At 57.8% G+C, this 25092-nt stretch carries 21 protein-coding genes; 11 read left to right on the forward strand and 10 right to left on the reverse strand.

Features of this window, described 5'->3' with window-relative positions; translation table 11 throughout:
* Positions 1-19 precede the first annotated feature (19 nt).
* Both ACR0B0_RS15350 and ACR0B0_RS15355 read right to left on the reverse strand, forming a co-directional pair.
* Positions 20-1054, reverse strand: coding sequence for an ACP S-malonyltransferase (locus tag ACR0B0_RS15350; RefSeq protein ID WP_480648550.1), 1035 nt, complete (start codon positions 1052-1054; stop codon positions 20-22).
* Positions 1051-3243: a dehydrogenase E1 component subunit alpha/beta gene (locus ACR0B0_RS15355; RefSeq protein WP_480648552.1), complete on the reverse strand. Its 2193-nt coding sequence runs from the start codon at positions 3241-3243 to the stop codon at positions 1051-1053. Before ACR0B0_RS15355 ends, ACR0B0_RS15350 begins: the two co-directional genes overlap by 4 nt.
* A gap of 238 nt (positions 3244-3481) precedes the next feature.
* Between ACR0B0_RS15355 and ACR0B0_RS15360 the strand changes: the two genes are divergently transcribed.
* Positions 3482-4381 carry a LysR substrate-binding domain-containing protein gene (locus ACR0B0_RS15360; protein ID WP_170507159.1) on the forward strand — a complete coding sequence of 300 codons (900 nt, stop codon included), beginning with the start codon at positions 3482-3484 and terminating at the stop codon, positions 4379-4381.
* Positions 4382-4493: 112 nt separating this feature from the next.
* Here ACR0B0_RS15360 and ACR0B0_RS15365 read toward each other — a convergent pair whose 3' ends face one another.
* Positions 4494-5651: an acyl-CoA dehydrogenase family protein gene (locus ACR0B0_RS15365; protein WP_480648554.1), complete on the reverse strand. Its 1158-nt coding sequence runs from the start codon at positions 5649-5651 to the stop codon at positions 4494-4496.
* 108 nt (positions 5652-5759) lie between these two features.
* Positions 5760-6323, reverse strand: coding sequence for a TetR/AcrR family transcriptional regulator (locus ACR0B0_RS15370; RefSeq protein ID WP_170350850.1), 564 nt, complete (start codon positions 6321-6323; stop codon positions 5760-5762).
* A gap of 258 nt (positions 6324-6581) precedes the next feature.
* On the opposite strand from ACR0B0_RS15370, the gene ACR0B0_RS15375 reads away from it, so the two are divergent.
* From ACR0B0_RS15375 to ACR0B0_RS15400, 6 genes are all read left to right on the forward strand, one after another.
* On the forward strand, positions 6582-7046 hold the full coding sequence (locus ACR0B0_RS15375) for a nuclear transport factor 2 family protein (protein WP_217354102.1): 465 nt from the start codon (positions 6582-6584) through the stop codon (positions 7044-7046).
* 12 nt (positions 7047-7058) lie between these two features.
* Complete coding sequence (locus tag ACR0B0_RS15380) at positions 7059-7679, forward strand: pyridoxamine 5'-phosphate oxidase family protein (RefSeq protein WP_480648556.1); 621 nt, start codon at positions 7059-7061, stop codon at positions 7677-7679.
* A 314-nt stretch (positions 7680-7993) separates the two neighbouring features.
* Entirely contained in the window at positions 7994-10471 is a 2478-nt protein-coding gene (locus ACR0B0_RS15385) for a heavy metal translocating P-type ATPase (RefSeq protein WP_480648558.1), read from the forward strand.
* Positions 10468-10857: a Cu(I)-responsive transcriptional regulator gene (gene cueR / locus ACR0B0_RS15390; protein ID WP_170350846.1), complete on the forward strand. Its 390-nt coding sequence runs from the start codon at positions 10468-10470 to the stop codon at positions 10855-10857. The genes ACR0B0_RS15385 and cueR overlap by 4 nt, the downstream gene beginning before the upstream one ends.
* 95 nt (positions 10858-10952) lie before the next feature.
* On the forward strand, positions 10953-11825 hold the full coding sequence (locus tag ACR0B0_RS15395) for an NAD(P)-dependent oxidoreductase (protein WP_480648560.1): 873 nt from the start codon (positions 10953-10955) through the stop codon (positions 11823-11825).
* Between the two features lie 109 nt (positions 11826-11934).
* Positions 11935-15000, forward strand: a complete 3066-nt coding sequence (locus ACR0B0_RS15400; protein WP_480648562.1) for an aminotransferase class III-fold pyridoxal phosphate-dependent enzyme — start codon at positions 11935-11937, stop codon at positions 14998-15000.
* A 50-nt stretch (positions 15001-15050) separates the two neighbouring features.
* Here ACR0B0_RS15400 and ACR0B0_RS15405 read toward each other — a convergent pair whose 3' ends face one another.
* Both ACR0B0_RS15405 and hemP read right to left on the reverse strand, forming a co-directional pair.
* A complete protein-coding gene (locus tag ACR0B0_RS15405) occupies positions 15051-15527 on the reverse strand; it encodes a hypothetical protein (RefSeq protein WP_170350843.1) in 477 nt (158 codons plus the stop codon).
* On the reverse strand, positions 15524-15691 hold the full coding sequence (gene hemP, locus ACR0B0_RS15410; RefSeq protein ID WP_170350842.1) for a hemin uptake protein HemP: 168 nt from the start codon (positions 15689-15691) through the stop codon (positions 15524-15526). Before hemP ends, ACR0B0_RS15405 begins: the two co-directional genes overlap by 4 nt.
* Positions 15692-15916: 225 nt before the next feature.
* Between hemP and gph the strand changes: the two genes are divergently transcribed.
* Positions 15917-16591 carry a phosphoglycolate phosphatase gene (gene gph / locus ACR0B0_RS15415; protein WP_480648564.1) on the forward strand — a complete coding sequence of 225 codons (675 nt, stop codon included), beginning with the start codon at positions 15917-15919 and terminating at the stop codon, positions 16589-16591.
* Here gph and ACR0B0_RS15420 read toward each other — a convergent pair.
* Positions 16568-17029: a hypothetical protein gene (locus tag ACR0B0_RS15420; protein WP_480648566.1), complete on the reverse strand. Its 462-nt coding sequence runs from the start codon at positions 17027-17029 to the stop codon at positions 16568-16570. The two genes, gph and ACR0B0_RS15420, sit on opposite strands and share 24 nt — an antisense overlap.
* A 111-nt stretch (positions 17030-17140) precedes the next feature.
* On the opposite strand from ACR0B0_RS15420, the gene ACR0B0_RS15425 reads away from it, so the two are divergent.
* Positions 17141-19033 carry a DEAD/DEAH box helicase gene (locus ACR0B0_RS15425; RefSeq protein WP_480648568.1) on the forward strand — a complete coding sequence of 631 codons (1893 nt, stop codon included), beginning with the start codon at positions 17141-17143 and terminating at the stop codon, positions 19031-19033.
* A 141-nt stretch (positions 19034-19174) separates the two neighbouring features.
* The gene (locus ACR0B0_RS15430) at positions 19175-19954 is read left to right on the forward strand and encodes a HalD/BesD family halogenase (RefSeq protein WP_170350839.1); all 780 of its coding nucleotides are present in this window, start codon (positions 19175-19177) and stop codon (positions 19952-19954) included.
* A 112-nt stretch (positions 19955-20066) separates the two neighbouring features.
* Here ACR0B0_RS15430 and ACR0B0_RS15435 read toward each other — a convergent pair whose 3' ends face one another.
* Complete coding sequence (locus tag ACR0B0_RS15435; RefSeq protein WP_170350838.1) at positions 20067-20666, reverse strand: TetR/AcrR family transcriptional regulator; 600 nt, start codon at positions 20664-20666, stop codon at positions 20067-20069.
* Between the two features lie 171 nt (positions 20667-20837).
* Here ACR0B0_RS15435 and ACR0B0_RS15440 point away from each other — a divergent pair, with 171 nt between their 5' ends.
* On the forward strand, positions 20838-22232 hold the full coding sequence (locus ACR0B0_RS15440; protein ID WP_480648571.1) for an aminotransferase: 1395 nt from the start codon (positions 20838-20840) through the stop codon (positions 22230-22232).
* A gap of 63 nt (positions 22233-22295) precedes the next feature.
* Here ACR0B0_RS15440 and ACR0B0_RS15445 read toward each other — a convergent pair whose 3' ends face one another.
* Both ACR0B0_RS15445 and ACR0B0_RS15450 read right to left on the reverse strand, forming a co-directional pair.
* Positions 22296-23864 (reverse strand): trimethylamine methyltransferase family protein, encoded by a 1569-nt coding sequence (locus tag ACR0B0_RS15445; RefSeq protein WP_170350836.1) that lies wholly within the window; start codon positions 23862-23864, stop codon positions 22296-22298.
* A 25-nt stretch (positions 23865-23889) separates the two neighbouring features.
* A complete protein-coding gene (locus ACR0B0_RS15450; RefSeq protein ID WP_170350835.1) occupies positions 23890-25089 on the reverse strand; it encodes an aromatic ring-hydroxylating oxygenase subunit alpha in 1200 nt (399 codons plus the stop codon).
* Between the last annotated feature and the right edge of the window lie 3 nt (positions 25090-25092).

Below are 25092 nucleotides of genomic sequence, written 5' to 3' on the forward strand. Positions count from 1 at the left end.
GCGGATCATCGGGGCTGATTCAGCCGGTTGCAAGTGCCCTTTGATCATCACGGCCCATTGCGATCAGAAACGGCTCGACCTGTTGCTGCGTCTGAAACGCCGCCTTGTCCGATATGCCCTTCCAATCGGCCAGTACCAGTGATTGCGCCACGGCACCCCCCAGGGTCGCGCCCGGGCCGGTGACGATGAACAGGTCCGGAGCGAACTCGCGCGCAGCGGTCTGGATGGCCCGGGTAAAATCATAGGTCTCGGTCACCTGATGGCCCAGAGTGTAATCCCACAGCGCCTGCGTATCTGTCGCGCCCGGCCACCAGATTTTGCCGCGCCCATCGATCAAGGGGCGATCAGGCTGCGCAAACAGATCCGGTGCCAGTCGCGCGCGCCCTTCTGCAGCGACCGGAGTCTGCAAGGACGTATGAAACGCCGCGTGGTTCGCCAACCGCATCGGAAAGCGTTCCTGTACAACAGGCTGAGAAGCTTCGAACGCCTTCAACCCCGCTTCGTTCCCGGCCAGCACCAACATCCCACCCAGATCAATGGACAGCGCCAAATCACACCCGTCGGTTGCGTTGATCCTTGCCACATCCACCAGCAACTCGGCCTTGCGCGTTGGGGCGTCCCGCCAATCGTCGCCCGCGTATGGATAGACAAGCTGCCCGCCAATCAGCTGTTCCTGCATCAGCGTGCCCATCGTGTTCACCACCCGAAAACCATCCTGCGGCGACAGCGCACCACCAGCGGCCAGGGCAATATACCAGCCCATCGAATTGCCGGTGACCGCGATAACCTCGATATCGTCCGCCAACGCCAGCGCATCGGCAAACGAGGCCGCATAGATTAAGGGCGAGGCCACATCGCCCCGCGAATACTTGGACATCGTATACCGGCCTGCACCATCCAGGGCGGTCACGGCGTCCTGCCCCGTCTCGGCACGGATGGCGTCGAAGCTGTGGAACAGGTCCATCCGCTGCGCGTGATGGCGGTGCAGAAAGCCCAGCTCGGGCTTGTTATAGGTGCCCCGACCGGGGCAGATGACGACGGCTGTGCGGGTCATTGGCGGCCTCCGGCCAGTTTCAGCGCGGCGGCAACGATACCGCCCCTGGATGGCAGTGGCGCGGCATAGGCCGGACCCGTGGCGATAAAGCAATCCTCGGCCACAACGCGTGCGGTTGGCGTTGCGGGATTTTCTTCGGCGAAGAACGTCATCAGCGCCTCGGACTGGCTGCCGGTGCGGCGGCATTCATCCACGACCAGAACATGTGCGCAGGGCTTGGTGGCCTCGCGCAGGGCCTCGACTGGCAAAGGCGCCAGCCAGCGCATGTCGATGATGCGCGTCTTTATCCCGGCTGCGTCCAGTTTGGGCAGCGCCTGTTGCGACAGATAATGCCCGTTGCCATAGGTCACGATGGCCAGATCGGTGCCATCCCCATGCACGCCAACCTCACCCAACGAAATACGTTGATCCGGCGAAGGGTAGGTGCTCATCCATCCGCCATCTTGCGCCCCGTGCAAATCGCGCATCGGATACAGCGCGATGGGCTCTAGAAACACCACCACCCTTTGCTCTTCCCGCGCCAACCGCACGCATTCACGCAGCATCTGTGCCGCATCTGCACCAGAGGACGGACAGGCAATGATCACGCCGGGAATGTCGCGCAGCACCGCCAGGGAATTGTCGTTGTGGAAATGCCCGCCGAACCCTTTCTGATACCCCAGCCCCGCAATCCGCAGCACCATCGGGTTCGTGAACTGCCCGTTCGAGAAGAACGGCAGCGTCGCGGCCTCGCCCCTGATCTGATCCTCGGCATTGTGCAGGTAGGCCAGGAACTGAATTTCGGGGATCGGAACAAAGCCGTTGTGCCCCATTCCTATCGCCAGCCCAAGTATGGATTGCTCGTCCAACAGCGTGTCGATCACCCGATCCGGACCAAAGCGTTGTTGCAATTTCTGCGTCACACCATAGACGCCTCCCTTACGGCCCACGTCTTCACCCATACAGACGACTTCACCGTGTTCCAGCATCAGATCTGTCAGCGCCCAGTTGATCAGGCGGCTCATGGGCTGGGGGTCATTCATCGCCCGCAAATCGCCGCCAAAGGCTTTGGCGCGCGCCTCGGCATCTGGGCCGTTGGTGGGTTTGCAGATACGTTTCGGTGGAACCAGACTGGCCACCACCTCGGCGGCATCTGACAAGTGAGGGCGGGTGGCGGCCTCGGCGGCGATGCGATCCGTGCGGGCGCAGGTGTCATTGTAAATCTTCAACGCCTGATCCGGCTGCAACGCGCCCGCTTGATCCAACAAACGCACAGTATGCAGCAGCGGGTCGTTGGCCTCATCAGCTTCGACCTCGGTTTTAGACAGATAGGTGGTCGGCACATCCGCCCCGGCGTGACCGTAGAGGCGCACTGTTTTCAGGTGCAGAAAGGCGGGTTTTCGGCGGGTTCGCACGTAATCAGCGGCTTCCTTGGCCACGGCGTAAGTCTCGAATATGTCTAACCCATTGGCTTGGAAATACTTGACGCCCGGCCGATGCTCCATCGACGATTGAATCCAGCCCTTCGGTGTCTTTACCGAGATTCCGATCCCGTTATCCTCGCACACGAACAACAACGGTAACGGCGTCGATTGCACGCTGGTCCAACCGGCCGTGTTGAGCGCCCCCTGCGCGGTCGAATGGTTGGCCGAAGCATCCCCAAAAGAACAAACAGCAATCCCGTCCAAGGGCAACTCGCGGTGTTCCGGATCATGCCGCCGCGCCGCGCCCAGGCTATAGGCCGCGCCCACCGCTTTGGGCAGGTGGCTGGCAATGGTCGAGGTCTGCGGCGGGATCGTCAGCGCATTTGAACCCAGCACCTTGTGTCGCCCGCCCGAGGTCGGGTCATCCTTGGAACATGCAAAGCTAAGCAACATGTCCCAGGCGATCTGCTGGCCCGGCACCTGTTCGGCCCGGGCAATCTGAAACGCCGCATCGCGATAATGCAGAAAGGCAATGTCGGTCGGGCGCAGCGCGTGGGCGACGGCTGCCATCCCCTCGTGCCCCGAAGAGCCTATCGTATAGAAGCCCTGCCCCGCCTTTTGCATCGCACGGCTGGTGCGGTCCAGCGCACGGCTGAGGACTTGCGACCGAAACAATGACACCGCATCGGGGTTGCTCAGACCCGGTCTGGGGGCGGCCCCGTCGGGTAAATCGCGCTGTGCGACTCGGGTCAGGAAATTCTCGTGAACGATCTGAGCGCGATCCATGGCCAGTTCCCTGATCCTGTGTGACTTAATCCGGAGTGTTGCCGCAGCAGCACCCCCCCTTTCTTGCAGGCATTCGAGGGCAGAGGCAAAAGAAAGTCGCAAGCACCCGGGAAATAAACCTCCGATCCGATGCACAGGCTTACACGCACATACCCTGAAGAAATACCTGCATTTATATCGGGCTGGCGCGCGGCAAAAGCCAGTGATATTCCTTTCGAAAGGTATGAGGATTTGTCATATGATCGCCCCGCGCCGCTTTTTGCCCTCGATCCCCTCTTTGCTGGCGCTTGAGGCCGTTGATCGCCTTGGCAGCGCCTCTGCCGCCGCCGAAGAGCTGTCACTGACGCAAAGCGCAATCAGCCGTCAGCTCAAGACGATGGAGGAACAGCTTGGCGTCGCCCTTATCCAGCGCAGCCAAATGCGGTTGCATCTGACGCCTGCGGCAAAGGAATATGTCCAGGTCGCCCGCAAAGCGCTGAACCAACTGGCGCAGGCGTCGCTGAAGCTCAAGGCCAACCCGACCGGAGGGTCGCTAAACCTGTCGATCCTGCCTGCATTCGGCATGCACTGGCTGGCGCCACGCCTGCAGGATTTCGCCCGCCGCCATCCAGAAGTCACGGTAAATCTGAATACGCGGCTGCGGCCCTTTGATTTCGACACGGAACAATTCGACGCCGCGATCCACTTTGGTCAACGCGACTGGGCCGGCGTGAATTACCTGCCCATTATGCGCGAAGATGTGGTGCCCGTTTGCGCACCCGATATGCTGCCCGACGACAGCGATGACATTGAGTGGTTGATCAAAGCGCCCCTGTTGCATTTGGAAACACGCCCCGAAGCCTGGGAGAAATGGTTCGCCGCACAAGGCCGCGAGGTTTCTGGGATACAGGGAATGCTATTCGATCAATTCTCGACCATGGGACAGGCCACTATCCACGGGCTGGGCGTGGCATTGCTCCCAAGTTACTTGATCGATGCTGATCTGGCAGCGGGGCGGCTTGTCCCAGCGTGGCACGGTCCGGGTGTCAGCCTTGGGAATTTCTATCTGGTCTGGCCACAATCGCGGGCGGAATCCGAACCACTCAGATCATTCCGAGCGTGGCTGCAAGGTCAGATTGATCAGGCCCCCAACACGTAAGCCAGAGGTGCAATGCGGCTCTGCGCCGCCTTCGGCCTTGCGTCCTGCCTGGCCCAACGGGAGGAGATGTTTCGTCAGAAACATTGATGACGGGCGGGAGTAACCGGTCTGATTAAGTATCCAAAGATCGGGCAATGAGTTCCTTCATGATCTCATTGGTGCCGCCATATATCATCTGAACGCGGGCATCCGCGTAAAGGCGGGCAATCGGGTATTCCATCATGAACCCATACCCACCGAACAGCTGCAAGCATTCATGCATGATTTCGTTTTGAACTTCCGACCCCCAGTATTTCACCATCGAAGCGGTCGCCGCATCCAGCGTGCCAGCTTCAAGCCGTGCGATGCAATCATTGACGAAGCTGCGCAAAACCTCGGCCTTGGTCTTGCACTCGGCCAGCTTGAAGCGGGTGTTCTGGAAATCCATCACCCGTTGACCAAATGCCTTGCGTTCTTGCGTGTACTTCACCGTCTCAGCGATGGCGAAATCAATTGCGCCCAGCGCACCGATGCCAATCGTCAGGCGTTCCCAGGGCAATTGGTTCATCATTTGGTAGAACCCCTGCCCCTCTTCCGCGCCCAGAAGGTTGGTCATAGGCACCTTAACGTCTTCAAAGAACAGCTCAGCCGTGTCATTGGCCTTCATCCCCAGCTTCTTGAGGTTGCGCCCCTTGCGAAAGCCCTCGGCGCTCTCGGTCTCAACCCCAATCAGTGAAACCCCTTTTGAGCCCAGCGCCTTGTCCGTCTTGCACGCCACAAGGATCAAGTCTGCCGATTGCCCGTTGGTGATGAATATCTTGGATCCGTTCAAACGGTAGGAATTTCCATCCTTGTCGGCCGTCGTGCGAATGGCCTGCACATCCGAGCCAGTCCCGGGTTCGGTCATGGCAAGCGCGCCGACCATCTCGCCCGACGCCAGTTTCGGTAACCAGTTTTGCTTTTGATCCTCGCTGCCATAGGCGTTGATGTAGTGAATGACGATGGATTGGATCGCATAACCCCATCCGGAATCCCCGTGCGAGGATTGCGCGTACATCGTAACTGCATCAAATCCGATGCCACCACCTACACCGCCGTAAACCTCGGGGATCGCGCCTGCCATTAGCCCTATGTCGCCAGCCTTGCGCCACATATCGCGATCCACGACACCATTTTCGATCCAGCGTTCGATATTGGGGATCAGCTCATCATCCATGAACCGATCCGCCATTTCGGCAAACATCCGGTGTTCTTCGGTTACCCAACTGGCGGTCGTGGTAAATAGCTGCATGCGGTATCCTCCCCAAATCTTCCGTTGATCAAGGTAGCTTTGGAGGCATTGCAATCCAATCCATCCAACGCGTTGGAACGTAACGTTCTTTTGAATGTTCGGGTCTGGTCAGGCCAGCGCCGCGTCCAGCAAGACCCGGGCAGCCGCCTTAGCATCCCCCGCCGGGTCACAGGTTTTCAAGAACACAGCCGTCACAATCGCGCCTTCCTGCAATAGAACAATCTGGCAGGCCAGATGTTCTGGATCACGGGCACCGGCCTTCCGCGCCAGATCGATAAAATGATCGAGCAATATGCGCTTGTGCTCGGCGGATTGCTTGTGGATCGGGTGGTCAATTTCCTGATACTCCGCCCCTGCTTTGATGAACATGCAGCCGCGGTATTCTTTCTCATCAAACCACTCGCCCAGCGCATCGAAACTTGCGAGCAACTGGCCGACAGGGGTATCTGCGAGCTCCTCGATCCGAGAAAAGAACTCTTTTCGGAAGTTCTCATCCCGCAACTGCAAGGCAGCCAGAATCAGCTCTTCCTTGGTGCGAAAGTGTTTGTACATCGAGGTTTTTGACACGCCCGTTTCCACCACCAGCTTGTCCATTCCGGTGGCGTGAAATCCGTCACGATAAAAGACCTGCAAAGACTTGCGGACCAGTTCATCGCGTTTGTTTGGGCGCATGTGTCACCTCCTACATGTACAGATCAGTACATAATACCGCACTGTCCTCACGGCAACCGTAGAGTGCGCTGCGGTGAAATTTCAAAATAAGACTTGCAAAAGTTTACAGATCGGTACACATTGCCAACAAGATGTACCGATCAGTAAACCATGGAGCGTTCAGATGAGACACCATGCCAGCCTTTTCCCACCCCAGTACGTCCCGGTTGTTTTAACCTTGGCGATGCTTGCAGCCATACTGACATGAAAGACCACGCAATGAGCCGACCCCCGCTGCCCCCGTTCAGTTTGGAAACCGCCAAACAGAAAGTCCGAATGGCGGAAAACGCTTGGAACAGCCGCGACCCGGATGTGGTCACTCCGGCCTATACTGATGACAGCCAGTGGCGAAACAGGGCAGAGTTCCTAAACGGTCACGCCGAAATCCACGCCTTTTTGACCCGAAAGTGGAGCAAGGAACTGGATTATCGCTTAATAAAGGAACTGTGGGCCTTTTCCGGCAACCGTATCGCCGTGCGCTATGCATACGAATGGCGGGACGACAGCGGACAGTGGTTTCGGTCCTATGGCAACGAGAACTGGGAATTTGCACAAGATGGGCGGATGGCCAAACGCTATACCTCATTAAACGACTTACCAATTTCCGAGGGCGATCGCCTGTTTCATTGGCCACAAGGGCCCCGTCCCGATGATCACGCCGGGCTGTCTGACCTGGGGTTGTAAAGGGGTAAAAACATGCCGCGTGCCTTTTCCGAACTGACATTTACACCAGCCGTCCGTGCGCATCAGGAAAGGATGGGCTCAGCCAAGACTTACGCCAAGTTTGTTGACGGCGGTCCGCAGCAAGGCCATCAGATCGGACCGGTTGAAAAGGCCTTTATCGAAGCGCGCGATGGATTCTATCAGTCCACCGTTTCCGAGACCGGCTGGCCTTACGTTCAATATCGCGGCGGACCGATTGGGTTTCTAAAGGTTCTGGCCCCACAGACCATCGGATACGCCGATTTCACGGGGAATAAACAGTATATTTCGCGCGGGAACCTGGATGGAAACGACCGGATCGCCCTGATCCTGATGGACTATGCCAACCAGAGGCGCCTCAAGATTTTGGGTCGGGTGGAGTTTACTGAGGGCGCGGCCGCCGCCGCCGACCTTTATCCCGAAGGCGCAAAAGCCCCCACCGAACGCGCCGTCCGAATTCGGGTCGAGGCGCTGGACTGGAACTGCCCCAGCAACATCACACCCCGCTTTACCGAAGCCGAGTTGCGCCCGCATCTTAACGCGCTGGGCCAGCAACTGGCTCAGTTACAGGCCGAGAACGAAAAACTAAGACAGCAACTAGCGCAACGGTCCTGACCCCGTTGCACCCAAAATTCGCAAACTAAATCAGATAATAGGGTCCACAACCATGCTACGCTTTGCCTTGAATGTTGTTCATCTCGGCCTGATTGGGGCGCTGTTGCTGGCTATGGGCCTTGCGTTGGCGTTTTTTGCCTCGCCTGAATCCGTGCGCTCCCCCCTTCCCTTTTCGCACGATTCCCTTTTGCTTGATCAGCTATCGAACAATTGATCTGCGCTGCGGAATTCTACGGATATCTGACATGACCCCTTGACCTTCCCGTGACTGGAACCCTCATCTGGAGGGTAAAAGTGACGATAGGATGAGTCGGATGGCTGCGCCGCAGACAACTCAGTTGAAAATCTCAGGCATGGGATGTGCCTCTTGCGTCGGTCGGGTGGAAAGCGCCTTGCTGGATGTGCCGGGTGTGTCTGACGCATCGGTCAACTTTGCGACGGAAACCGCGCAGGTTACCTATGACGGTCAGGTCGGCGGTTTGATCAACGCACTGTCACATGCCGGATATCCCGCTGCGACCCGGCAAACGACCCTGAAGATCGCCGGTATGAGCTGTGCCTCGTGCGTCTCTAAAATCGAGCGCGCGTTGAAATCTGATCCGGCAGTGGTCGACGCTCAGGTCAATCTGGCCACGGAAAGCGCGCAAATCACCTATGTAGACGGCGCAACCGATCCACAGGTGCTGGCGAAACGCTGCGAAGAGGCCGGGTATCCGGCGCGCGTGGCGGACGCTGCCGACCCCCAGACCGATGGGCGCAAAACCGAAGAGGCCCATGCGCTGACCCGCGCCACCCTGTTTGCCGCCATCCTGGCCCTGCCCGTGTTCGTATTAGAGATGGGCGGGCATATGATCCCGGCTTTCCATCACTGGGTGCAGGCAAGCATCGGCGCGCAAACCAGCCATCTGATCCAATTCGCGCTGACCTCTGTGATTTTGCTGGGGCCCGGGCGGGTTTTCTACGCAAAAGGCATCCCCTCGCTGCTGTGCGGATCGCCGGATATGAATGCGCTTGTGGCAATGGGCACGGGCGCGGCGTACTTGTTCTCGGCCACGGCCACCTTTGCGCCGCAGATCCTACCGCAGGGCAGCGCAAACGTGTATTTCGAGGCCGCCTCGGTCATCGTCGTTTTGATCTTGCTGGGTCGCGTGATGGAAGCCCGCGCAAAGGGCCGCACCGGGGCCGCAATCCGCAAACTGGTAGGCTTGCAACCCAAAACCGCGCGGGTCGAAATGGACGGTCGCTTCATCGACCGTCCGATCGCCGACATTACTGTTGGGGACATCCTGCAAATCCGCCCAGGTGAGCGGGTTCCTGTGGACGCAGAGGTGCTTGAAGGCACCTCCTACGTGGATGAAAGCATGATCACGGGCGAGCCCGTTCCTGTGGGCAAATCCCCAACCGATCAGGTTGTTGGCGGAACGGTCAACGGCACCGGCGCGCTGCGTCTGCGCGCCACGCGGGTCGGGGCTGATACGGTTCTGGCGCAGGTCATTCGGATGGTCGAACAGGCGCAAGGGGCCAAGCTGCCGATTCAGGGGCTGGTCGACCGGATCACCGCATGGTTCGTGCCGGTGGTCATCGCCGTCGCGCTGCTGACGATTGTCGTCTGGCTGATCTTTGGCCCTGCGCCTGCGCTGCCGATGGCACTGGTCACCGGGGTCTCGGTCCTGATCATTGCCTGCCCCTGCGCGATGGGTCTGGCAACGCCAACCTCGATTATGGTCGGCACCGGGCGCGCAGCTGAACTGGGGGTTTTGTTCCGCAAAGGCGATGCGCTGCAGCAATTGCAGCAGGCTAAGGTCATCGCGCTGGACAAGACCGGAACCCTGACGCAGGGGCGGCCCGAACTGGAAAGCGTCACCACCACGAACGGCTTTGATCGCGACACCGTTCTGCGGTTGGCCGCAGCGGTAGAGGCGCAGTCAGAACACCCCATCGCCACCGCAATCACCCGCGCGGGCCCGGACGATCTGCCCGCAATATCCGCATTTAAATCCCTAACCGGGCTAGGCGTTCAAGCGACGGTCGACGGACACGATCTGTTGATCGGGTCGCCGCGGCTGATGGCGCAGAACGGGGTGGACTTAACCACCCTGACTGCCGAGGCCGATCTGCGCGCCAGCGAAGGTGCCACACCTCTGTTCGTCGCCATTGACGGTCAGGCGGCGGCTCTATTGGCGGTCTCGGACCCGGTGAAACCCGGCACGCAGGACGCGTTAGAACGATTGCACGCGATGGGCCTGAAACTGGCGATGGTGACCGGCGACAATGCCCGCACTGCACAAGCACTGGCCGACAGGCTGGGCATCGACCATGTCACGGCCGAGGTTTTGCCGGACGGTAAACTGACCGCGATTACCGCGCTGCGTGAACAATTCGGCACATTGGCGTTTGTCGGCGACGGTATTAACGACGCCCCAGCGTTGGCGGCGGCGGATATCGGCGTGGCCATCGGAACCGGCACTGACGTGGCGATTGAAACGGCGGATGTGGTGTTGATGTCGGGTGATCTGCGCGGTGTGGCCAATGCGGTCGAGATCAGCCGCCGCACCATGCGCAACATTCGCCAGAACCTGGGCTGGGCCTTTGGTTACAACATCCTGCTGATCCCGGTGGCCGCTGGGGTGCTGTTCCCGTTCAGCGGGCATCTGCTATCCCCTGCCCTCGCTGCCGGGGCAATGGCGTTGTCCAGCGTCTTCGTGGTCGCCAACGCGCTGCGCCTGCGCCGTGTCCGGGCTGCACTGCCCGAAACATCCCAAGACCACACATCCCAAACGGTGACGCCATGAATATCGGAGACGTTGCAACCCAAACCGGCCTGCCCGCCAAGACGATCCGGTATTACGAGGATATCGGCCTGATCAAACCTATGCGGGACGACAACGGCTATCGCCGGTTCCGCGAACAGGACGTGCATAAGCTGAACTTTCTAGGCCGCGCCCGCGCGCTGGGGTTCACGATCGAGGATTGCCGCACTCTGATGGCCCTTTATGAGGATGAAACCCGCGCCAGTGCCGATGTCAAAAAGGTTGCCCGCGCGCATCTGGCGCAGATCGAAACCAAGATCGCCGACCTCAACGCGATGCGCTATACGCTGGGCCACCTGATCGACGCCTGTGCCGGAGATGACCGGCCTGATTGTCCGATCCTGCAGGATTTGGGTGGCAAACCCTGACACGGGGTTGCTCTTTGCGCGTGGCTTTGCTTTGTCTCTGCCTGGCAATCCGGCCCGCCAAATGAAATGGCCCGGACAACAGAGAGGATCACAATATGGCAAAAGTTGCGTTTCTGGGTTTGGGCGTCATGGGCTATCCAATGGCTGGTCACCTGCAGGCGGCGGGCCATGAAGTAACCGTATACAATCGCACTGCCGCAAAGGCCGAAGCCTGGGTTGCCCAACATGGTGGCGCGATGGCGACCACCCCGAAAGAAGCCGCCCAGGGCGCGGAGTTCGTCATGGCCTGCGTCGGCAACGATGATGACCTGCGGATGGTTTGCACGGGTGAAAATGGTGCCTTTGACGGAATGGCCGACGGCACAACTTTCATTGATCACACCACCGTTTCCGCCAAGGTGACCCGTGAGCTTTATGCGGCGGGCCAAAGCAAGGGTATCGCATTTGTGGACGCCCCGATCTCGGGCGGTCAGGCGGGAGCCGAGAATGGCGTCTTGTCGATCATGTGCGGTGGTGATCAGGCCGCCTATGATGCGGCTGAACCGATCATGCAGGTCTATTCCAAGATCTGCCGTCGGATCGGCGACAGCGGCGCAGGGCAGATGACCAAGATGAGCAACCAGATCGCCATTGCCGGTCTGGTTCAGGGTCTCAGCGAAGCGCTACATTTCGCTGAAAAAGCCGGATTGGACGGTCGATCCGTTGTTGAGGTGATCAGCCAGGGCGCTGCGGGCAGCTGGCAGATGGCGAACCGCTATGAAACCATGCTGGATGATCATTTCGAACACGGTTTTGCGGTTGACTGGATGCGCAAGGATCTGGGGATTTGCCTTGAGACGGCAAACGAAACCGGGGCGTCCCTGCCGGTTACGGCGTTAGTCGATCAATTCTACAAAGATGTGCAAAAGCTGGGCGGCGGACGGTGGGATACATCTTCGCTGTTCAAGCGGTTGCGCGCGTTGGACTGACGGCATTGGGGGGCTGTCTGCCCCCTTTTGGACCGTTCGGCCAATTCACCCCCGAGGATATTTTCGGCCAGATGAAGGGGAACCTCGTGAAAATTGGACAGGGAAGCGTATGAGCGACTTGACCGTATTCTGGGCGGATGCCCTGCGCGCCCATTGGGGGCTGGACGCCAAGCTGACGCGGCTGGATGGCGAATATGATCTGAACTTTATGGTGCGGGCTACCAATGGTCAGGATTATGTACTGAAAGTCTTGCGCCCCGGATGCGAAGCAGAGTTCGTTGATCTGCAGGTCAAGGCATTGGCCCATATCGCGGGTGAGGCGCCGGGGCTGCCATTCCCTCAGGTCTATCCCGCCCTTACCGGGGCGCAGCTGCCGCAAATTGCCGATCAGCAAGGGCAGATGCGGCTGGTCTGGTTGCTGGAATGCCTGCCGGGGCAATGTTACGCCAAGGCCGCGCCTAAATCCGAGGCGTTGATCTTAAAATTGGGGCGTGTTTTGGGTGCCACCGACAAAGCGTTGGAGCGGTTTACCCATGACGGGCTGCATCGTGCAGATTTCAAATGGGACCTTACGCAAGCCGGTTGGATCGCCGATCGGCTGGATGCGATCACTGATCCTGCTCGTCGGGTTTTGCTGTCCGAGATTTGTGACCAGTTCGCGGCGATCTCGGGTCCGTTGGCGGAACTGCCGAAACAGGCGATCCATAATGACGTCAACGACTACAACATTCTGGTTGAGGGCGAACTGGGTCAGCGTCAGAGTATCTCGGGCCTGATTGATCTGGGCGATATGTGTGCTGCGCCGCGTGTCTGTGATCTAGCGATTGCGGGGGCCTATATCGTTCTGGATCACCCTAAACCGGAACGCGCGCTTGCCGCTCTTGTGCAGGGCTATCACGCGGCTAATCGGCTGCGCCCCGATGAGATTGATTTGATCTGGCCCTTGCTGCGGATGCGGCTGGCGGTGTCCGTTGTAAACTCGACCCTTATGGCGATCGAGAACCCGGACGATCCTTATGTGACGATCAGTCAGGCCCCCGCATGGCGGTTCCTTGAGAATGCAGGCGTGAACGGTGACCTGATGGCGGCGCGGCTACGAACGGCCTGCGGTTTGCCCGTTACTGACGGGGCCGAACGCATCCACGCCTATCTGTCCGAACATCGCGGCCAGTTCGCCCTGATGTTCAATCAGGATCTGAGCGATGCGCCCATGGGCTCACTGTCGGTTGAGAACTCGACCTGGCCGCAGAACCCGTTCTACATGCCACTGGAAGAGGCAGCGCGTGTGGGTGAGGAATTTGGCCAAGGCCTTTGGTTGGGCTATTACAACGAACCCCGCCTGATCTATGCCGAGCCCGGGTTCCGCAAGGGGCCCTGGAAGGCTTCGGACCGGCGCACCGTGCATTTGGCGGTGGATGTGTTTGCCCCGGCAGGCACCGTGCTGCACGCGCCGATGAGCGGCCGGGTCGAAGCGGTCGAGAACCGCGACGCCCATTTGGACTATGGCGGCGTCGTGATCCTGCATCATGAAACGCCCGAGGGCGATCCCTTCTATACTCTTTATGGTCATCTGGACCCCGAAGTTTGTGACCGTCTGAAGCCGGGCGATCCGGTGGCGCAAGGCGCGGCATTTGCCCGGCTGGGCGATGCTAGTCAGAATGGCGGCTGGGCCCCACATGTGCATTTCCAACTGGCGCTAACCACGGATGGGATGCAGACCGACTGGCCCGGTGTCGGCGATCCCGATGAGATGGAGCTGTGGCACGCCGTCTGCCCCAACCCCGCGGCGCTGTTGAATCTACCGGATGAGAAAGTGTTCTATCGCCCCACCGACAAGCAAGCGATCCTGCAGGGGCGGCACGATCATTTCGGCGGCAACCTCAGCCTGACCTATGACGATCCGGTCATGCTGGTGCGCGGTTGGAAACATCACCTGTTCGACGAATGGGGACGGCCCTATCTGGACGCCTATAACAACGTCCCCCATGTGGGCCATGCGCATCCGCGAATTCGGGCGGTGGCGGCGGATCAGCTGAAGCGAGTGAATTCAAATACGCGCTATCTGCACCCTGCCCAAACGACCTTTGCCGACAAGATTCTCTCGAAACTGCCGGATCATTTCGAGGTCTGCTTTTTTGTCAACTCAGGCACCGAGGCGAACGAGTTGGCCTTGCGTCTGGCCCGCGCCCATACCGGCGCCAAGGGCATTGTCACCCCGGATCACGGCTATCATGGCAACACCAACGCGGCTGTTGCGATCTCGGCCTATAAGTTCAACAAACCCGGCGGTGTCGGTCAGGCCGACTGGGTCGAGTTGGTTGAGGTTGCCGACGACTATCGCGGGTCATTCAAACGTGACGACCCGGACCGCGCTACAAAATTCGCGAATTTTGTAGACCCTGCAATCGCTGCTCTGCAAGACAAGGGGCACGGGGTCGCAGGATTTATTGCCGAGACCTTCCCCTCGGTCGGCGGCCAAATCATTCCGCCCAAAGGTTACCTGCCAGCGGTATATGAGAAAATCCGCGCTGCGGGCGGTGTGTGCATTGCCGATGAAGTACAAACCGGGCTTGGGCGACTGGGTGAGTACTATTTCGGCTTTGAACATCAAGGCGCGCTGCCGGACATCTTTGTCATGGGCAAACCTATCGGTAACGGCCATCCGCTGGGCGTACTGGTTACGACCAAGGAAATCGCCCAGAGCTTTGACAACGGGATCGAGTTCTTTTCAACCTTTGGCGGCTCGACCCTGTCATGCCGGATCGGCAAAGAGGTGCTGGACATCGTCGATGACGAAGGCCTGCAGGACAACGCCCGCGATATGGGCGCGCGCCTGATGGATGGTCTGCGTCAGATTGAGTCCGATTTCGGATGCGTTGGCGATGTGCGAGGAATGGGCCTGTTCCTTGGGGTTGAGCTGATCAACCCGGATGGGTCCGAGGGCACCGAAATCTGCAAATACGTCAAAAACCGGATGCGCGATCATCGTATTCTGATCGGCAGCGAAGGGCCCAAGGACAACATCCTGAAAATCCGCCCACCGCTGACGATCGAGGCCGAGGACGTCGACATGATCCTCTGGGCTTTGCGGGACGTTTTGACCGGAGTGGGTGATTTCACCCCTGCCCCAGCCTGCGATCAGGGGCATCACCATGCTGGGTGCGGGTGCTGCTGAGAAATAAACCCCGGCCTAGGGAGGGCCGGGGTTCTGCGCCACGCTGCTGCTCAATGCAGCAGGGCTGCGGGGGGTTGGTGCCCGGTTGTGGGCAGCGGAATCGACGCGGTCATACGACGCAGCGCCAGTCCAAGTTCTTCTGATAATGAGGCCAGAGCGGGGGCAAAATCCGGTCGCACAATCAGGGACGCCATCATCATCGCGTCTTCACGGGAACCTTCAGAGGCCGCTGCGATCATCTGCGCAAAGCAATTTTCGTCAGCGCCAAGACAAGAACACCCCAATCCGTGACGGATCAACGGGCGGCGCCCGTGATGCGCGCACAGCGAACACAGGCGGTCAAGCGACATCATCGCAGCGCGCCCGCATTCTGCGCCCAACGCAATTTCAAAATCGCTGGCGGCATCTGCGCGGCCCTGGGCACCATCACCCCAAAGCCGCAAGTACATCACAGCTCCGGCTTCGACGGGGCCAAGGTCAGTTAAGCGGCCAACAGCCGCCCCACCCCGAGAGGAATTCGCGCTCATTTCGTCAGGATCAATTTGCCTGCGCGGGTGATGCGCAGCGTATACAGCTGGTCGCCCAATTCGATATGGGCCAGGTTACCGCCATTGGTCAGTTCTTCGGCCTTATGCGATGGCAGCATGGATACAGCATAGGATTGGCTGGGATTCGGGGTCTGCATATTCATCAGGACAACTCCAGAGGGGGCTGGGGCGAAATGCCTTAATCTGTTCGCGTTTCACTTGATCTGGCTGACCCTGACAGGGGTTGGCTGTGGACTTAAATAATAATCTGATTAAAATAGTCAGGTATGTCAAGGCCCGTTCTGGTGAATTCTCCAACCTCGCACGATTGCACCAAAAATTCAGGCAGGGTACCACTTTCTCAGAATATCAAACCAAGGGGGCAGTCAATGGCCGCGACTATCATGTTTGACCTGGATGGAACGCTCGTGGACAGTCTTCCTGATCTTGCAGCGGCCGCGAACAATATGTTGCGTGACGCCGGCGTAGCGCCCTTATCACAGGACCAGATCAAACAATTTGTTGGCAACGGGCTACCCAAACTGGTCGAGCGTGTGATTGAGCATTGCGACCTGCCGATGGTCCAGCACGGTGATCTGACCCGGTTGACGCTTGCCCATTACAACGCCGCCTCCAGCGATAAAACCGTGGTCTATCCCGGTGTGTTGCAGGCGCTGGAACATTTGCTTGACATGGGCTGCGTTCTGGGGGTTTGCACCAACAAACCCGAAGCCCCTGCCCGCCATGTGCTTGAGGCGATGGGGCTTGCACCCCATTTCGATGCCGTCCTTGGAGGTGACAGCCTGAACACCCGCAAACCCGACCCGGCCCATCTTGAGGCCAGCTTTGCCGCCGTTACCGCAGCCGGTCCGCAGTTGTTTGTCGGAGATAGCGAGGTGGATGCCGAAACCGCTCAACGCGCACAAGTGCCGTTTTTGTTGTTCACCGAAGGTTATCGAAAATCACCGGTTGCCGACATTCCACATACAGCAAGCTACGACCGATCCTCTGAATTGCCCAATCTGGTTGCACAAGTACTGCTATCTCTGGAGCAAAGCGCCTGAGAGCCTATTTCTAGAGGGGGATCGAAACGGGTCGCGGCCAGTGACTGAGGGGCCGGCCGAGGGGGTAAGTAGCCAGCCCCTCACAGGGGAAAAGTGGTATCGTCCGATATGACCCGTTCGATAAAACACAGTTAACGAATCGGCCTGAATTTCGATATAGGGGGTTTCCCGTAGCGCGCCGGACAGTGTTGAAATCACAGTTAATTTTTTCGCCCATTTTAGCGCAAACAGGGATTTTGCCCTGAAAACAGATAAAATAGGCGAACCCTTAACGCGCTTGTAAGGCAGGACCGTGCGGCTGCCTGTCCTACCGGGCAAATGACGTTGGACGGTACAGTCCACCACCTTGGCGTTGAACTGGAAAATACGCTGGATCACAGATTTTTTTGGATCACACCGCACGGCCGTGGTCGAAAAATCCGCCGGTTCAGCGGCCATTCATCTTCCACTCTATACATCCGGTTCGTCTCTCGGTAAGGAGCGTGCTTCGACAATGATCCGTGTGTTGGACGCTCTGAGGGTGACCGCATCACCCAAGAGAGCCGAGCTATGAAACAGACAATCGCAGATGCGCTGAAGCGCAAAGGATATGACACCCTGACCCCGGTCCAGGAGTCCGTGTCCGCACCTGAATTGCAAGGAAAAGACCTGCTGGTTTCGGCACAGACAGGATCGGGAAAAACCATCGGGTTCGGCCTGGCCATCGCGCCGACCATTTTGGGCGATGCGCAGGTTTTTGGCACCTCAGACGCGCCTTTGGCACTGGTGATCGCGCCAACGCGAGAGCTGGCAATGCAGGTCAAACGAGAATTGGGATGGCTTTACGCCGACGCGGGGGTGTTCATTGCCTCGTGCGTTGGCGGAATGGATATGCGCGACGAACGCCGGGCCCTGTCACGTGGGGCGCATATCGTGGTCGCGACACCGGGGCGTTTGCGCGATCATATCATGCGCGGGTCGATTGATCTGACGGCCGTGCGCGCTGTGGTTTTGGATGAAGCCGACGAAATGCTTGACCTTGGGTTCCGCGAGGATCTGGAGTTCATTCTCGACGAAACGCCCACAGACCGCCAAACACTGTTGTTTTCCGCCACGGTTCCGCGCGCCATTGCCACCCTTGCCACCCGGTATCAACGGGATGCCGAGCGTGTAAGCACCGTCAGTGAACGGACGCAACACGCCGATATCGAATACCGTGCAATGAATGTGGCCCCGCGCGATGGTGAAAACGCGATCATCAACGTGCTGCGTTATTACGAGGCCCCGAACGCCATCGTCTTTTGCAACACACGTGCGATGGTTGCACGCCTGACTGCCCGCTTGTCGAACCGTGGGTTCTCGGTTGTGGCTTTGTCCGGTGAACTGACCCAAAGCGAACGCTCAAATGCCCTGCAGGCCATGCGCGACGGGCGTGCCCGCGTCTGTGTGGCGACCGACGTGGCCGCGCGCGGGATTGACCTGCCGAATCTGGATCTGGTGATCCATGCCGAACTGCCCAACAGTCACGAAACTCTTCTGCACCGTTCAGGTCGAACCGGGCGCGCGGGGCGCAAAGGGGTCAGCGCCCTGATCGTCGCACCGGCTTCGTTCAAAAAGGCTCAACGGCTGTTGAAATTCGCCAAACTGACTGCTGATTGGGGTCCGGCACCTTCCGCAGACGCAGTCAACGCACAGGATCTACAGCGGATGTTCGGCTCGGACGACTGGCAGGTGGATCTCGTCGAGAGCGAGCGCACATCGGTCGACGAACTGGTGGCCAGATTCTCGCCGGAACAACTCGCCGCGGCCTATGTCCGTCAATACAAACGTCAGCATTCTGCTCCGGAAGAGTTAAGCGACGTCAAAACCACAGGGACAAAGTCAGAGGCACCTTTTGGCCCGAGTGTGTGGTTTTCGCTGTCGGAAGGACGCAACGATAACGCGTCTCCGCGCTATGTTCTTCCCATGGTGTGCAAGGCCGGGAACCTCACCAAATCCGATATCGGCGCGATCCGCATCGCTGACGATGTGACCTTTATCGAAATTCGCGAGAGCAGCGTTTCCGGATTTTTGGACGCGATCGGACCTGAGATGAAGGTCGAGGGCACAAAAGACATCGTGCGGTTGGACACGGCCCCCGACTTTTCGAAACCGACAAAGACAGGCCCAAAACGAGGTGTGAAAGGCAAGAGAGACCCGCAAAAGTCTGAGCGCAGACCGCCTCGCCTTGTCGATCCACAGCCTGCGAAGGCGCGAAAAAAGACGGCATCAAAGCCGCCTGAGAAAACCAAAGTCGACACTAAGCCCAAGCGCGATGGCGATAGCCTAAGCAGCAAAGGCAAAAAACCAAACCGCGGCCCAAAGGGCCCGCCGCCGCCCAAGGGTAAGCCAAACAGCAAGAAAAACCGCGCACGCGCTGCCGCGGCAAAGGGCGGCAATTCTGTACCGAGACGTTCCAAGTAAGCTGAAACGTTCCCCCGACCCGAATTCGCCTGGGTTCGTTCTTGGGAGGCAAACAAGCCGCACTGAAAATGCAGCTTTTCTCGCGCTGTCAGAAAAGGTTTAATCCACCCGTTCTAAGCTTTTGCTAAATGGGTCAGTGGCATGAATATTGCAGACATCGTCGACTTTGGGCGTTACCCTCTGGGAAATGAAGATTTCGGTACGAAGGCAAGATCGTCACTGAATGAAAACGGTGTCTTGGTCCTTGAGGAATTTATCCGCCCCGAGGCACTGGCAATGATGCAAGCCGAGGCTTTGACGGGACAAGACCAGGCATATTTCTGCACTCAAAGCCACTCGGTCTACCTAACGCCGCCAAATCCAGAGTTTGACGCATCACACCCGGCAAATCGGCAAGTGGAGTCATCCAAAGGATGTATCTGCGACGACGTGGTGTCACCGACATCGCCCCTGCGCACTCTGTATAACGACCCATTATTCCACAGCTTCATCAAGCAGCTCACGGGCGAGACTGAACTGCACCCTTATGTCGATCCGCTGTCGTCAATTAACATTCACTACGCAACCCGAGGGCAAGAACTCGGTTGGCATTTCGACAATTCCTCGTTCGCAATCACATTGCTGATCCAGAAACCCGACGCCGGTAGCCGTTTCGAATATGTAAAGGACCTGCGGGACGCGAGCGCAGGCGACATGAACTATGAAGGTGTCAGGGCCGTTCTGGACAAAGAATTGAAGCCACAAATCCTGAACATGGATCAAGGAACGCTGGTTCTGTTTCGCGGTAGAAACTCCATTCACCGGGTCTCACCGAATGAGAGTGACAAGACAAGAATGCTCGCCGTGTTGGCCTATAACTCGGAACCTGATGTGGAACTGTCAGAGAGTGCCCGCATGACCTTTTACGGTCGATTGAACTGACGTCGGCTTACTGCAATGCAGTACGAATATGCGCAAGATGGGACCTGGAAGGCCGCCAGTTATTCCACTGAGTCCAATTCTGAGGTGGCTCGTAGAAGCGCCGTCTCGCTATTTAAGATATCGATTTAAAATCAAAATGACTTGGAAACATCGACTGCAAGACAAACAAGCAGATTTTCAAAGCCTCTTCGGGTTTGAAAATCTCAGAGTGTAAATGGAAGTCGGTCCAGAGCCCTTCCAGCAAAGCAATCAATGCATCTGTTGCAAGTTTGGCGTCTACGTCTTTGTACCCACCTTCGCTTATGATTTGCTGCAACAGTTCAAGGATCACTGCCCGGAAACTTTTGTCCCGTGAGTCGATGAAAGGAAATATGTCGGGGTTCGAGAGAGCTTCGGCCCGAAATGAAAACCAGATCGCAACGTCCCGTGCATTCAGGACCAAAGGGTCGAAATCCGCCTTGAGGATTGAGATTAACTTGTCCGCAGGGCCTAATTCCGGACTGTCCGCGATTGCTTTCCACTGCCCGGCATAGCGCGCCGACAATTCCTCGGCCACGGCAAGCAGCAGTTTCTCTTTGGAACCAAAGTGCAGGTTCACCATCCCCCTCGACAGTCCTGACAGCTCCTGGATTCTGGCCGAGGTCGTACCGCGAATACCGTATTTATGGATGGCATCCGCAGCCGCCTGAATCAGCTGCTGTCGGTTCTGCAACTTACTCAGATCGCGGGCATTGGTCGGAGTATCGGCCTCGAGAGTAATCTTGATTTTCCTTCGCTGGGTTACTCGCCTTTGCTTTCTCGCATCTAGTGAAGCGAAAGTTCAAGGATTGACATTGAATGAATGTTTGTTCATTTTGTGATATATGTTACATCAAGGTGCCCCATGACTCTGTTCAACTCCGACTTTCAGCCCGTACGTGACTGGGACAACGAACACTTCCTGCATCCGTGGGAAGGGATGTCATTCCTTGGCCAAAATGAACGGACCTTTGCCGAAAGTGGCCAAGGCGTTCACATCGTGACAGAGGACGGAAAACGCTTGATAGATGGGCCTGCGGGGATGTGGTGCGTTCAATTGGGCTATGGGAACGCTGAAATTGCAGATGCGATGGCCCAGCAAGCGAAAGAGATGGCGTATTTTTCGCCCTTCAACAACGCCAACTCGGCCCCAGCCCGGCTGGCACATGAGATCGCCAAAAGAACGCCGGGTGACCTGAACCATGTGTTCTTTACAACCGGCGGCTCAACAGCCGTTGATAGCGCCCTGCGGTTTGTGCAGTTCCGCAATAACCTGCTTGGCAAACCTGAAAAAAAGATCGTGATATCGCGGCAAAAGGCCTATCACGGTTCGACTTATTTGGCGGCCTCAGTATCTGGAAAAGAGCGCGACAAAGGGTGGTTGGACCAAGCCTCTCACCTGACGCGCTTCCTGCCGAATGTGAACCCGTACACGCGCCGCGCCGATCAAACCGTTGAAGATTTTCTAAACGAAAAAATCGCTGATCTAGAGAACATGATCCTGGAAACCGGCCCTGACAAGGTCGCGGCTTTCATCGCTGAACCGATCCTATGTTCTGGTGGGGTCATCGTGCCTCCGCAGGGGTATCATCAGCGCTGCTTGGATATCTGCCGGAAATACGATGTCCTGTATATTTCAGATGAGGTTGTGACTGGATTTGGGCGGCTTGGGCATTGGTTTGCATCCGAAGATGTCTTTGGTATTCAACCAGATATCATCACCTGTGCCAAAGGTATGACGTCTGGCTATGTCCCCATGGGGGCCTGCATCATCTCTGATCGACTGATCGAAGATGTGAGCGGTGAGAACGCACAGGAGGCTACGTTTTCAAACGGGTTCACCTATTCGGGCCACCCGGTAAGCGCGGCAGCTGGTTTGAAAACCATAGAAATCATGGAGCGCGACGGTATTCTGGAACATGTCCGCGCGCTTACGCCGCTGTTCGAAGAACGCCTTCAGGCTCTGGCGGCCTTGCCGCTTGTGGGTGACGCCCGAGGTATGGGGCTGGTTGGCTGCGTCGAATGCGTTGCCGATGCTAATGCTGATAATCTTTTGGACCTTGATAAGTCTGTTGGCGCATTGATTGACCAGCATTGCCAGGAAAACGGGCTGATCCTGCGACCGATCATCAACATGTGCGTGTTTTCCCCACCGCTGATCATCACGGAAGGCGAGTTGAACCGGATGTTCGATATCCTTGAGAAAGGTATTCGGTTGGCGACTGAAGACCTGACACAGCAGGGTGCGTTTAAGGCTTAGAAGCCGTCTTGATGCGGCATCACTATTTTACAAGTTTCAATACCGCATCGCCTTCCGCTGTCCTCAACCCGCCTGCATCGCCTCAGGCGGTAATTTAATCGGAAACTTGGCCCGCACCTCTGCATCAGCCTTGCTGCCAAAGTAGTTCGGATAGTGATTGGATAGGATGTCGTTGACCACCGACCGACTCCGCTCAAACATGTCCTGTCGACCTGCCTTTTCCCAAGTATCGGTCAGTTCCCGATCCAGCAGGGTCGGGTAGACATATTCCGTCTCCATATATTGCAGGGTCTGCGCGTTACCAAGGAAATGACCAGGATCAATTGCGCATTCATGGATAACGTCGACCGAAAGCGTGTCGTCGCTCACCTCAATCCCGCGCAGCGTTCGCGAGATCATGCCCGCGGCCTCGTTGTCGATGACCATAGACTCAAAGCTGCAGCCCATCAGACTGCCAAGCATACCGCCAAATTCGCAGAGCCTGTTGGCACCGGCATGCGCCGCCAAAGCAAAGGTCAGTGCCTTTTCCAAACCGTATTGCGCATCCGGGATTTTAGAATCCGTCATACCACACCCAACACTGGTCGGCAGGTTATAGAAATTGCCCATCTGGATGGCCGCAGCTGAAATTAACGCCTGTTCGCCACTGCCGCCAGTAAAGGACCCAGTACGCAAGTCGGTGATGAAAGGCCAAGCTGCAAAAACGACCGGAGTGCCCGGATTGATGAGGTTCGCAATAGCGACGCAAGACAAGGTCTCAGCAACCGCTTGCGCTAAGGTTCCTGCCAAAGGCGCCGGCGAAGTCGCCCCGGCCTGTGGGGGAACGGCAAGATCGCACACCAGCCCCATCTTCGCCGTATCGATCAAGATCTCCAGATTTTCGCGCCCGAACCTAAGCGGGGATACGATGGGACAGCCTCCAAAGATGACCGAGGGCTTTTCAAGGAACTTGCCCTCGCCACCCGATGCCAGATCGAACAGATGGATCGCATCCTGAATGTGCTCGCGGGTTCTGAAGGTCAGGCAGGAAGGTTTTTCGCTGCCTGCCAGAATGGCGTAGAGCATGCTCATGTCATGCTCATAATCCTGTGGCACATCCGTCGCCAAAACCGTGTCACCGGTCATGTGAATATTATCGAGCCGGTCGACCAAGCGGGTGAAGTCGTAAATATCCTTAAGCGTTGATGGCCTGTAACTGCGAGTCTCGGCATCAAAGGTTGTCACCGCCGTGCCGGAATTTGCGTAATACACCTTGTCCTTGGTGCAGTGCATGTCGTCCTTACCGGCCCGCGATCCGCGTGCATGGACAAAGAATTCACTGGCGGCTTTGGCCAACAGATCTTCCATCAAGGCGCGAGGAAAGCACAACCTGCCGTGCGCGTTCAATGTCGCCCCTTTTGGCACCACAAGATCGAGAACTTCCTGCGTTGGGTCCCCCACGCCTGTGCGTTCCAGAATGCTAAGCGCGGCCTCGTGAATGCGCGACATGTCCGCGTCTGACAGGGGCTTGTATCGCCCACCCGAAATACCCGGCCAGATTGCTTGCGAGGCTGCGTTGCTGGTTCGCACGGCTGCGCGTGCCTCACGCCCGCCCCCGCGCCGTCTTGATCTGCGCTGCGTTAGCTCTGTCATGTTCTTTCTCCGAATTTTGCGCGTCTCAGATCATGCTGAAGTAGTTGCGATAGAAGCCCGAAATGCTCCATTCCATCTCGGACAATGGCCCGGGGACGAAATGGTGCGAGTTCACGCCTTCCTGATTGTGCCGGATGATCCGTTCGTCATCGAGCGACGTGACATGCCACAGCCATGTCAGGGTATCCTTGTCATAGTCGCGCCCCTCTTCGGCGTCGCCGCGTACGTACCAGACGATCTGAATATCGGTGTCTTGCAGAGCACGCGGCACGAACCGATACCCGACCACGTGATCGGCATAAACGAGGAAATAGTTTAGCGTACCGATCCCCAGATCGGTGGCCCCGCCGTCTTGGGATTTCAGCTCACCCAATGGCGGCGCCAAGGGCGCGCCATCCTTGCTGCCGGTCAAGTAGCCGGGGAACAGTGGGTAACGCCGCCAATAGACATCTGCGCCCGGTGCGACTGCGTTTTCTCCAGTCAGATCAAGCTCCTCGAGGGGAACCCCGGCTTCTTTCATCCGCTCGTGCAGGGCCCCGCTGAACTCAAGAACCTGGGCCGGATCTTTCAAGGAATGACTGCGCGAATAGTCCTGATGAGATGGCGCGCAGTGATAACATTCCAAGTAATTCTCCAGAGCAAGCTTCCAGTTCGCCGGAACCGGGTATGAGGCCTCATGGGCAATCTTCAGATTCTCAAAACCGAACGGCTTTGACAGCGGGGCCAGCCTATCCAAAGCGGCGTCCAGCGGCGGCGCGTCTTCGGACGGGCAAACAAAAATCAGACCCTGAAATATCTTTACCTGAACCGGAAACAAACCGTACTGGCCCGGGTCAAAATCCGCCCCCATTGACCGCCCGTTTCTGAGCTTACCGTTCAGGTCAAAGGTCCACGCGTGATAGGGACAGATGAAGTTTCGCGCCTTGCCTTTCTGTTCAATGCAAACGCGCGATCCCCGGTGTCGGCAAACATTTTGATGCGCGCGCACCTCACCCTCGCGATCCCGAACGATGATGATGGATTCAGGTCCGTAGTCGAACAGGAAATAGTCGCCCGGCTCGGCAATCTGGCTGATATGTCCGACCCAGATCCAGTTGCGATTCCAGAACGTGCTGATATCGTTTTCGTATACTGCCTGAGACGTATAGAAATGGCGCGGCAAGGCGAACCCTTCCCGCTGCGCTTCCATCAAGTCGCGCATTACTTGCAAGTCATCTTTTGGCATAGC

This window comes from Ruegeria sp. BA12 (assembly GCF_056539625.1).

Coding starts and splice junctions, on each gene's coding strand:
- ACR0B0_RS15350 (WP_480648550.1), bottom strand. CDS start 1,054: ATGACCCGCACAGCCGTCGTCATCTGCCCCGGTCGGGGCACCTATAAC.
- ACR0B0_RS15355 (WP_480648552.1), bottom strand. CDS start 3,243: ATGGATCGCGCTCAGATCGTTCACGAGAATTTCCTGACCCGAGTCGCA.
- ACR0B0_RS15360 (WP_170507159.1), top strand. CDS start 3,482: ATGATCGCCCCGCGCCGCTTTTTGCCCTCGATCCCCTCTTTGCTGGCG.
- ACR0B0_RS15365 (WP_480648554.1), bottom strand. CDS start 5,651: ATGCAGCTATTTACCACGACCGCCAGTTGGGTAACCGAAGAACACCGG.
- ACR0B0_RS15370 (WP_170350850.1), bottom strand. CDS start 6,323: ATGCGCCCAAACAAACGCGATGAACTGGTCCGCAAGTCTTTGCAGGTC.
- ACR0B0_RS15375 (WP_217354102.1), top strand. CDS start 6,582: ATGAGCCGACCCCCGCTGCCCCCGTTCAGTTTGGAAACCGCCAAACAG.
- ACR0B0_RS15380 (WP_480648556.1), top strand. CDS start 7,059: ATGCCGCGTGCCTTTTCCGAACTGACATTTACACCAGCCGTCCGTGCG.
- ACR0B0_RS15385 (WP_480648558.1), top strand. CDS start 7,994: ATGGCTGCGCCGCAGACAACTCAGTTGAAAATCTCAGGCATGGGATGT.
- cueR (WP_170350846.1), top strand. CDS start 10,468: ATGAATATCGGAGACGTTGCAACCCAAACCGGCCTGCCCGCCAAGACG.
- ACR0B0_RS15395 (WP_480648560.1), top strand. CDS start 10,953: ATGGCAAAAGTTGCGTTTCTGGGTTTGGGCGTCATGGGCTATCCAATG.
- ACR0B0_RS15400 (WP_480648562.1), top strand. CDS start 11,935: ATGAGCGACTTGACCGTATTCTGGGCGGATGCCCTGCGCGCCCATTGG.
- ACR0B0_RS15405 (WP_170350843.1), bottom strand. CDS start 15,527: ATGAGCGCGAATTCCTCTCGGGGTGGGGCGGCTGTTGGCCGCTTAACT.
- hemP (WP_170350842.1), bottom strand. CDS start 15,691: ATGAATATGCAGACCCCGAATCCCAGCCAATCCTATGCTGTATCCATG.
- gph (WP_480648564.1), top strand. CDS start 15,917: ATGGCCGCGACTATCATGTTTGACCTGGATGGAACGCTCGTGGACAGT.
- ACR0B0_RS15420 (WP_480648566.1), bottom strand. CDS start 17,029: ATGGCCGCTGAACCGGCGGATTTTTCGACCACGGCCGTGCGGTGTGAT.
- ACR0B0_RS15425 (WP_480648568.1), top strand. CDS start 17,141: ATGAAACAGACAATCGCAGATGCGCTGAAGCGCAAAGGATATGACACC.
- ACR0B0_RS15430 (WP_170350839.1), top strand. CDS start 19,175: ATGAATATTGCAGACATCGTCGACTTTGGGCGTTACCCTCTGGGAAAT.
- ACR0B0_RS15440 (WP_480648571.1), top strand. CDS start 20,838: ATGACTCTGTTCAACTCCGACTTTCAGCCCGTACGTGACTGGGACAAC.
- ACR0B0_RS15445 (WP_170350836.1), bottom strand. CDS start 23,864: ATGACAGAGCTAACGCAGCGCAGATCAAGACGGCGCGGGGGCGGGCGT.
- ACR0B0_RS15450 (WP_170350835.1), bottom strand. CDS start 25,089: ATGCCAAAAGATGACTTGCAAGTAATGCGCGACTTGATGGAAGCGCAG.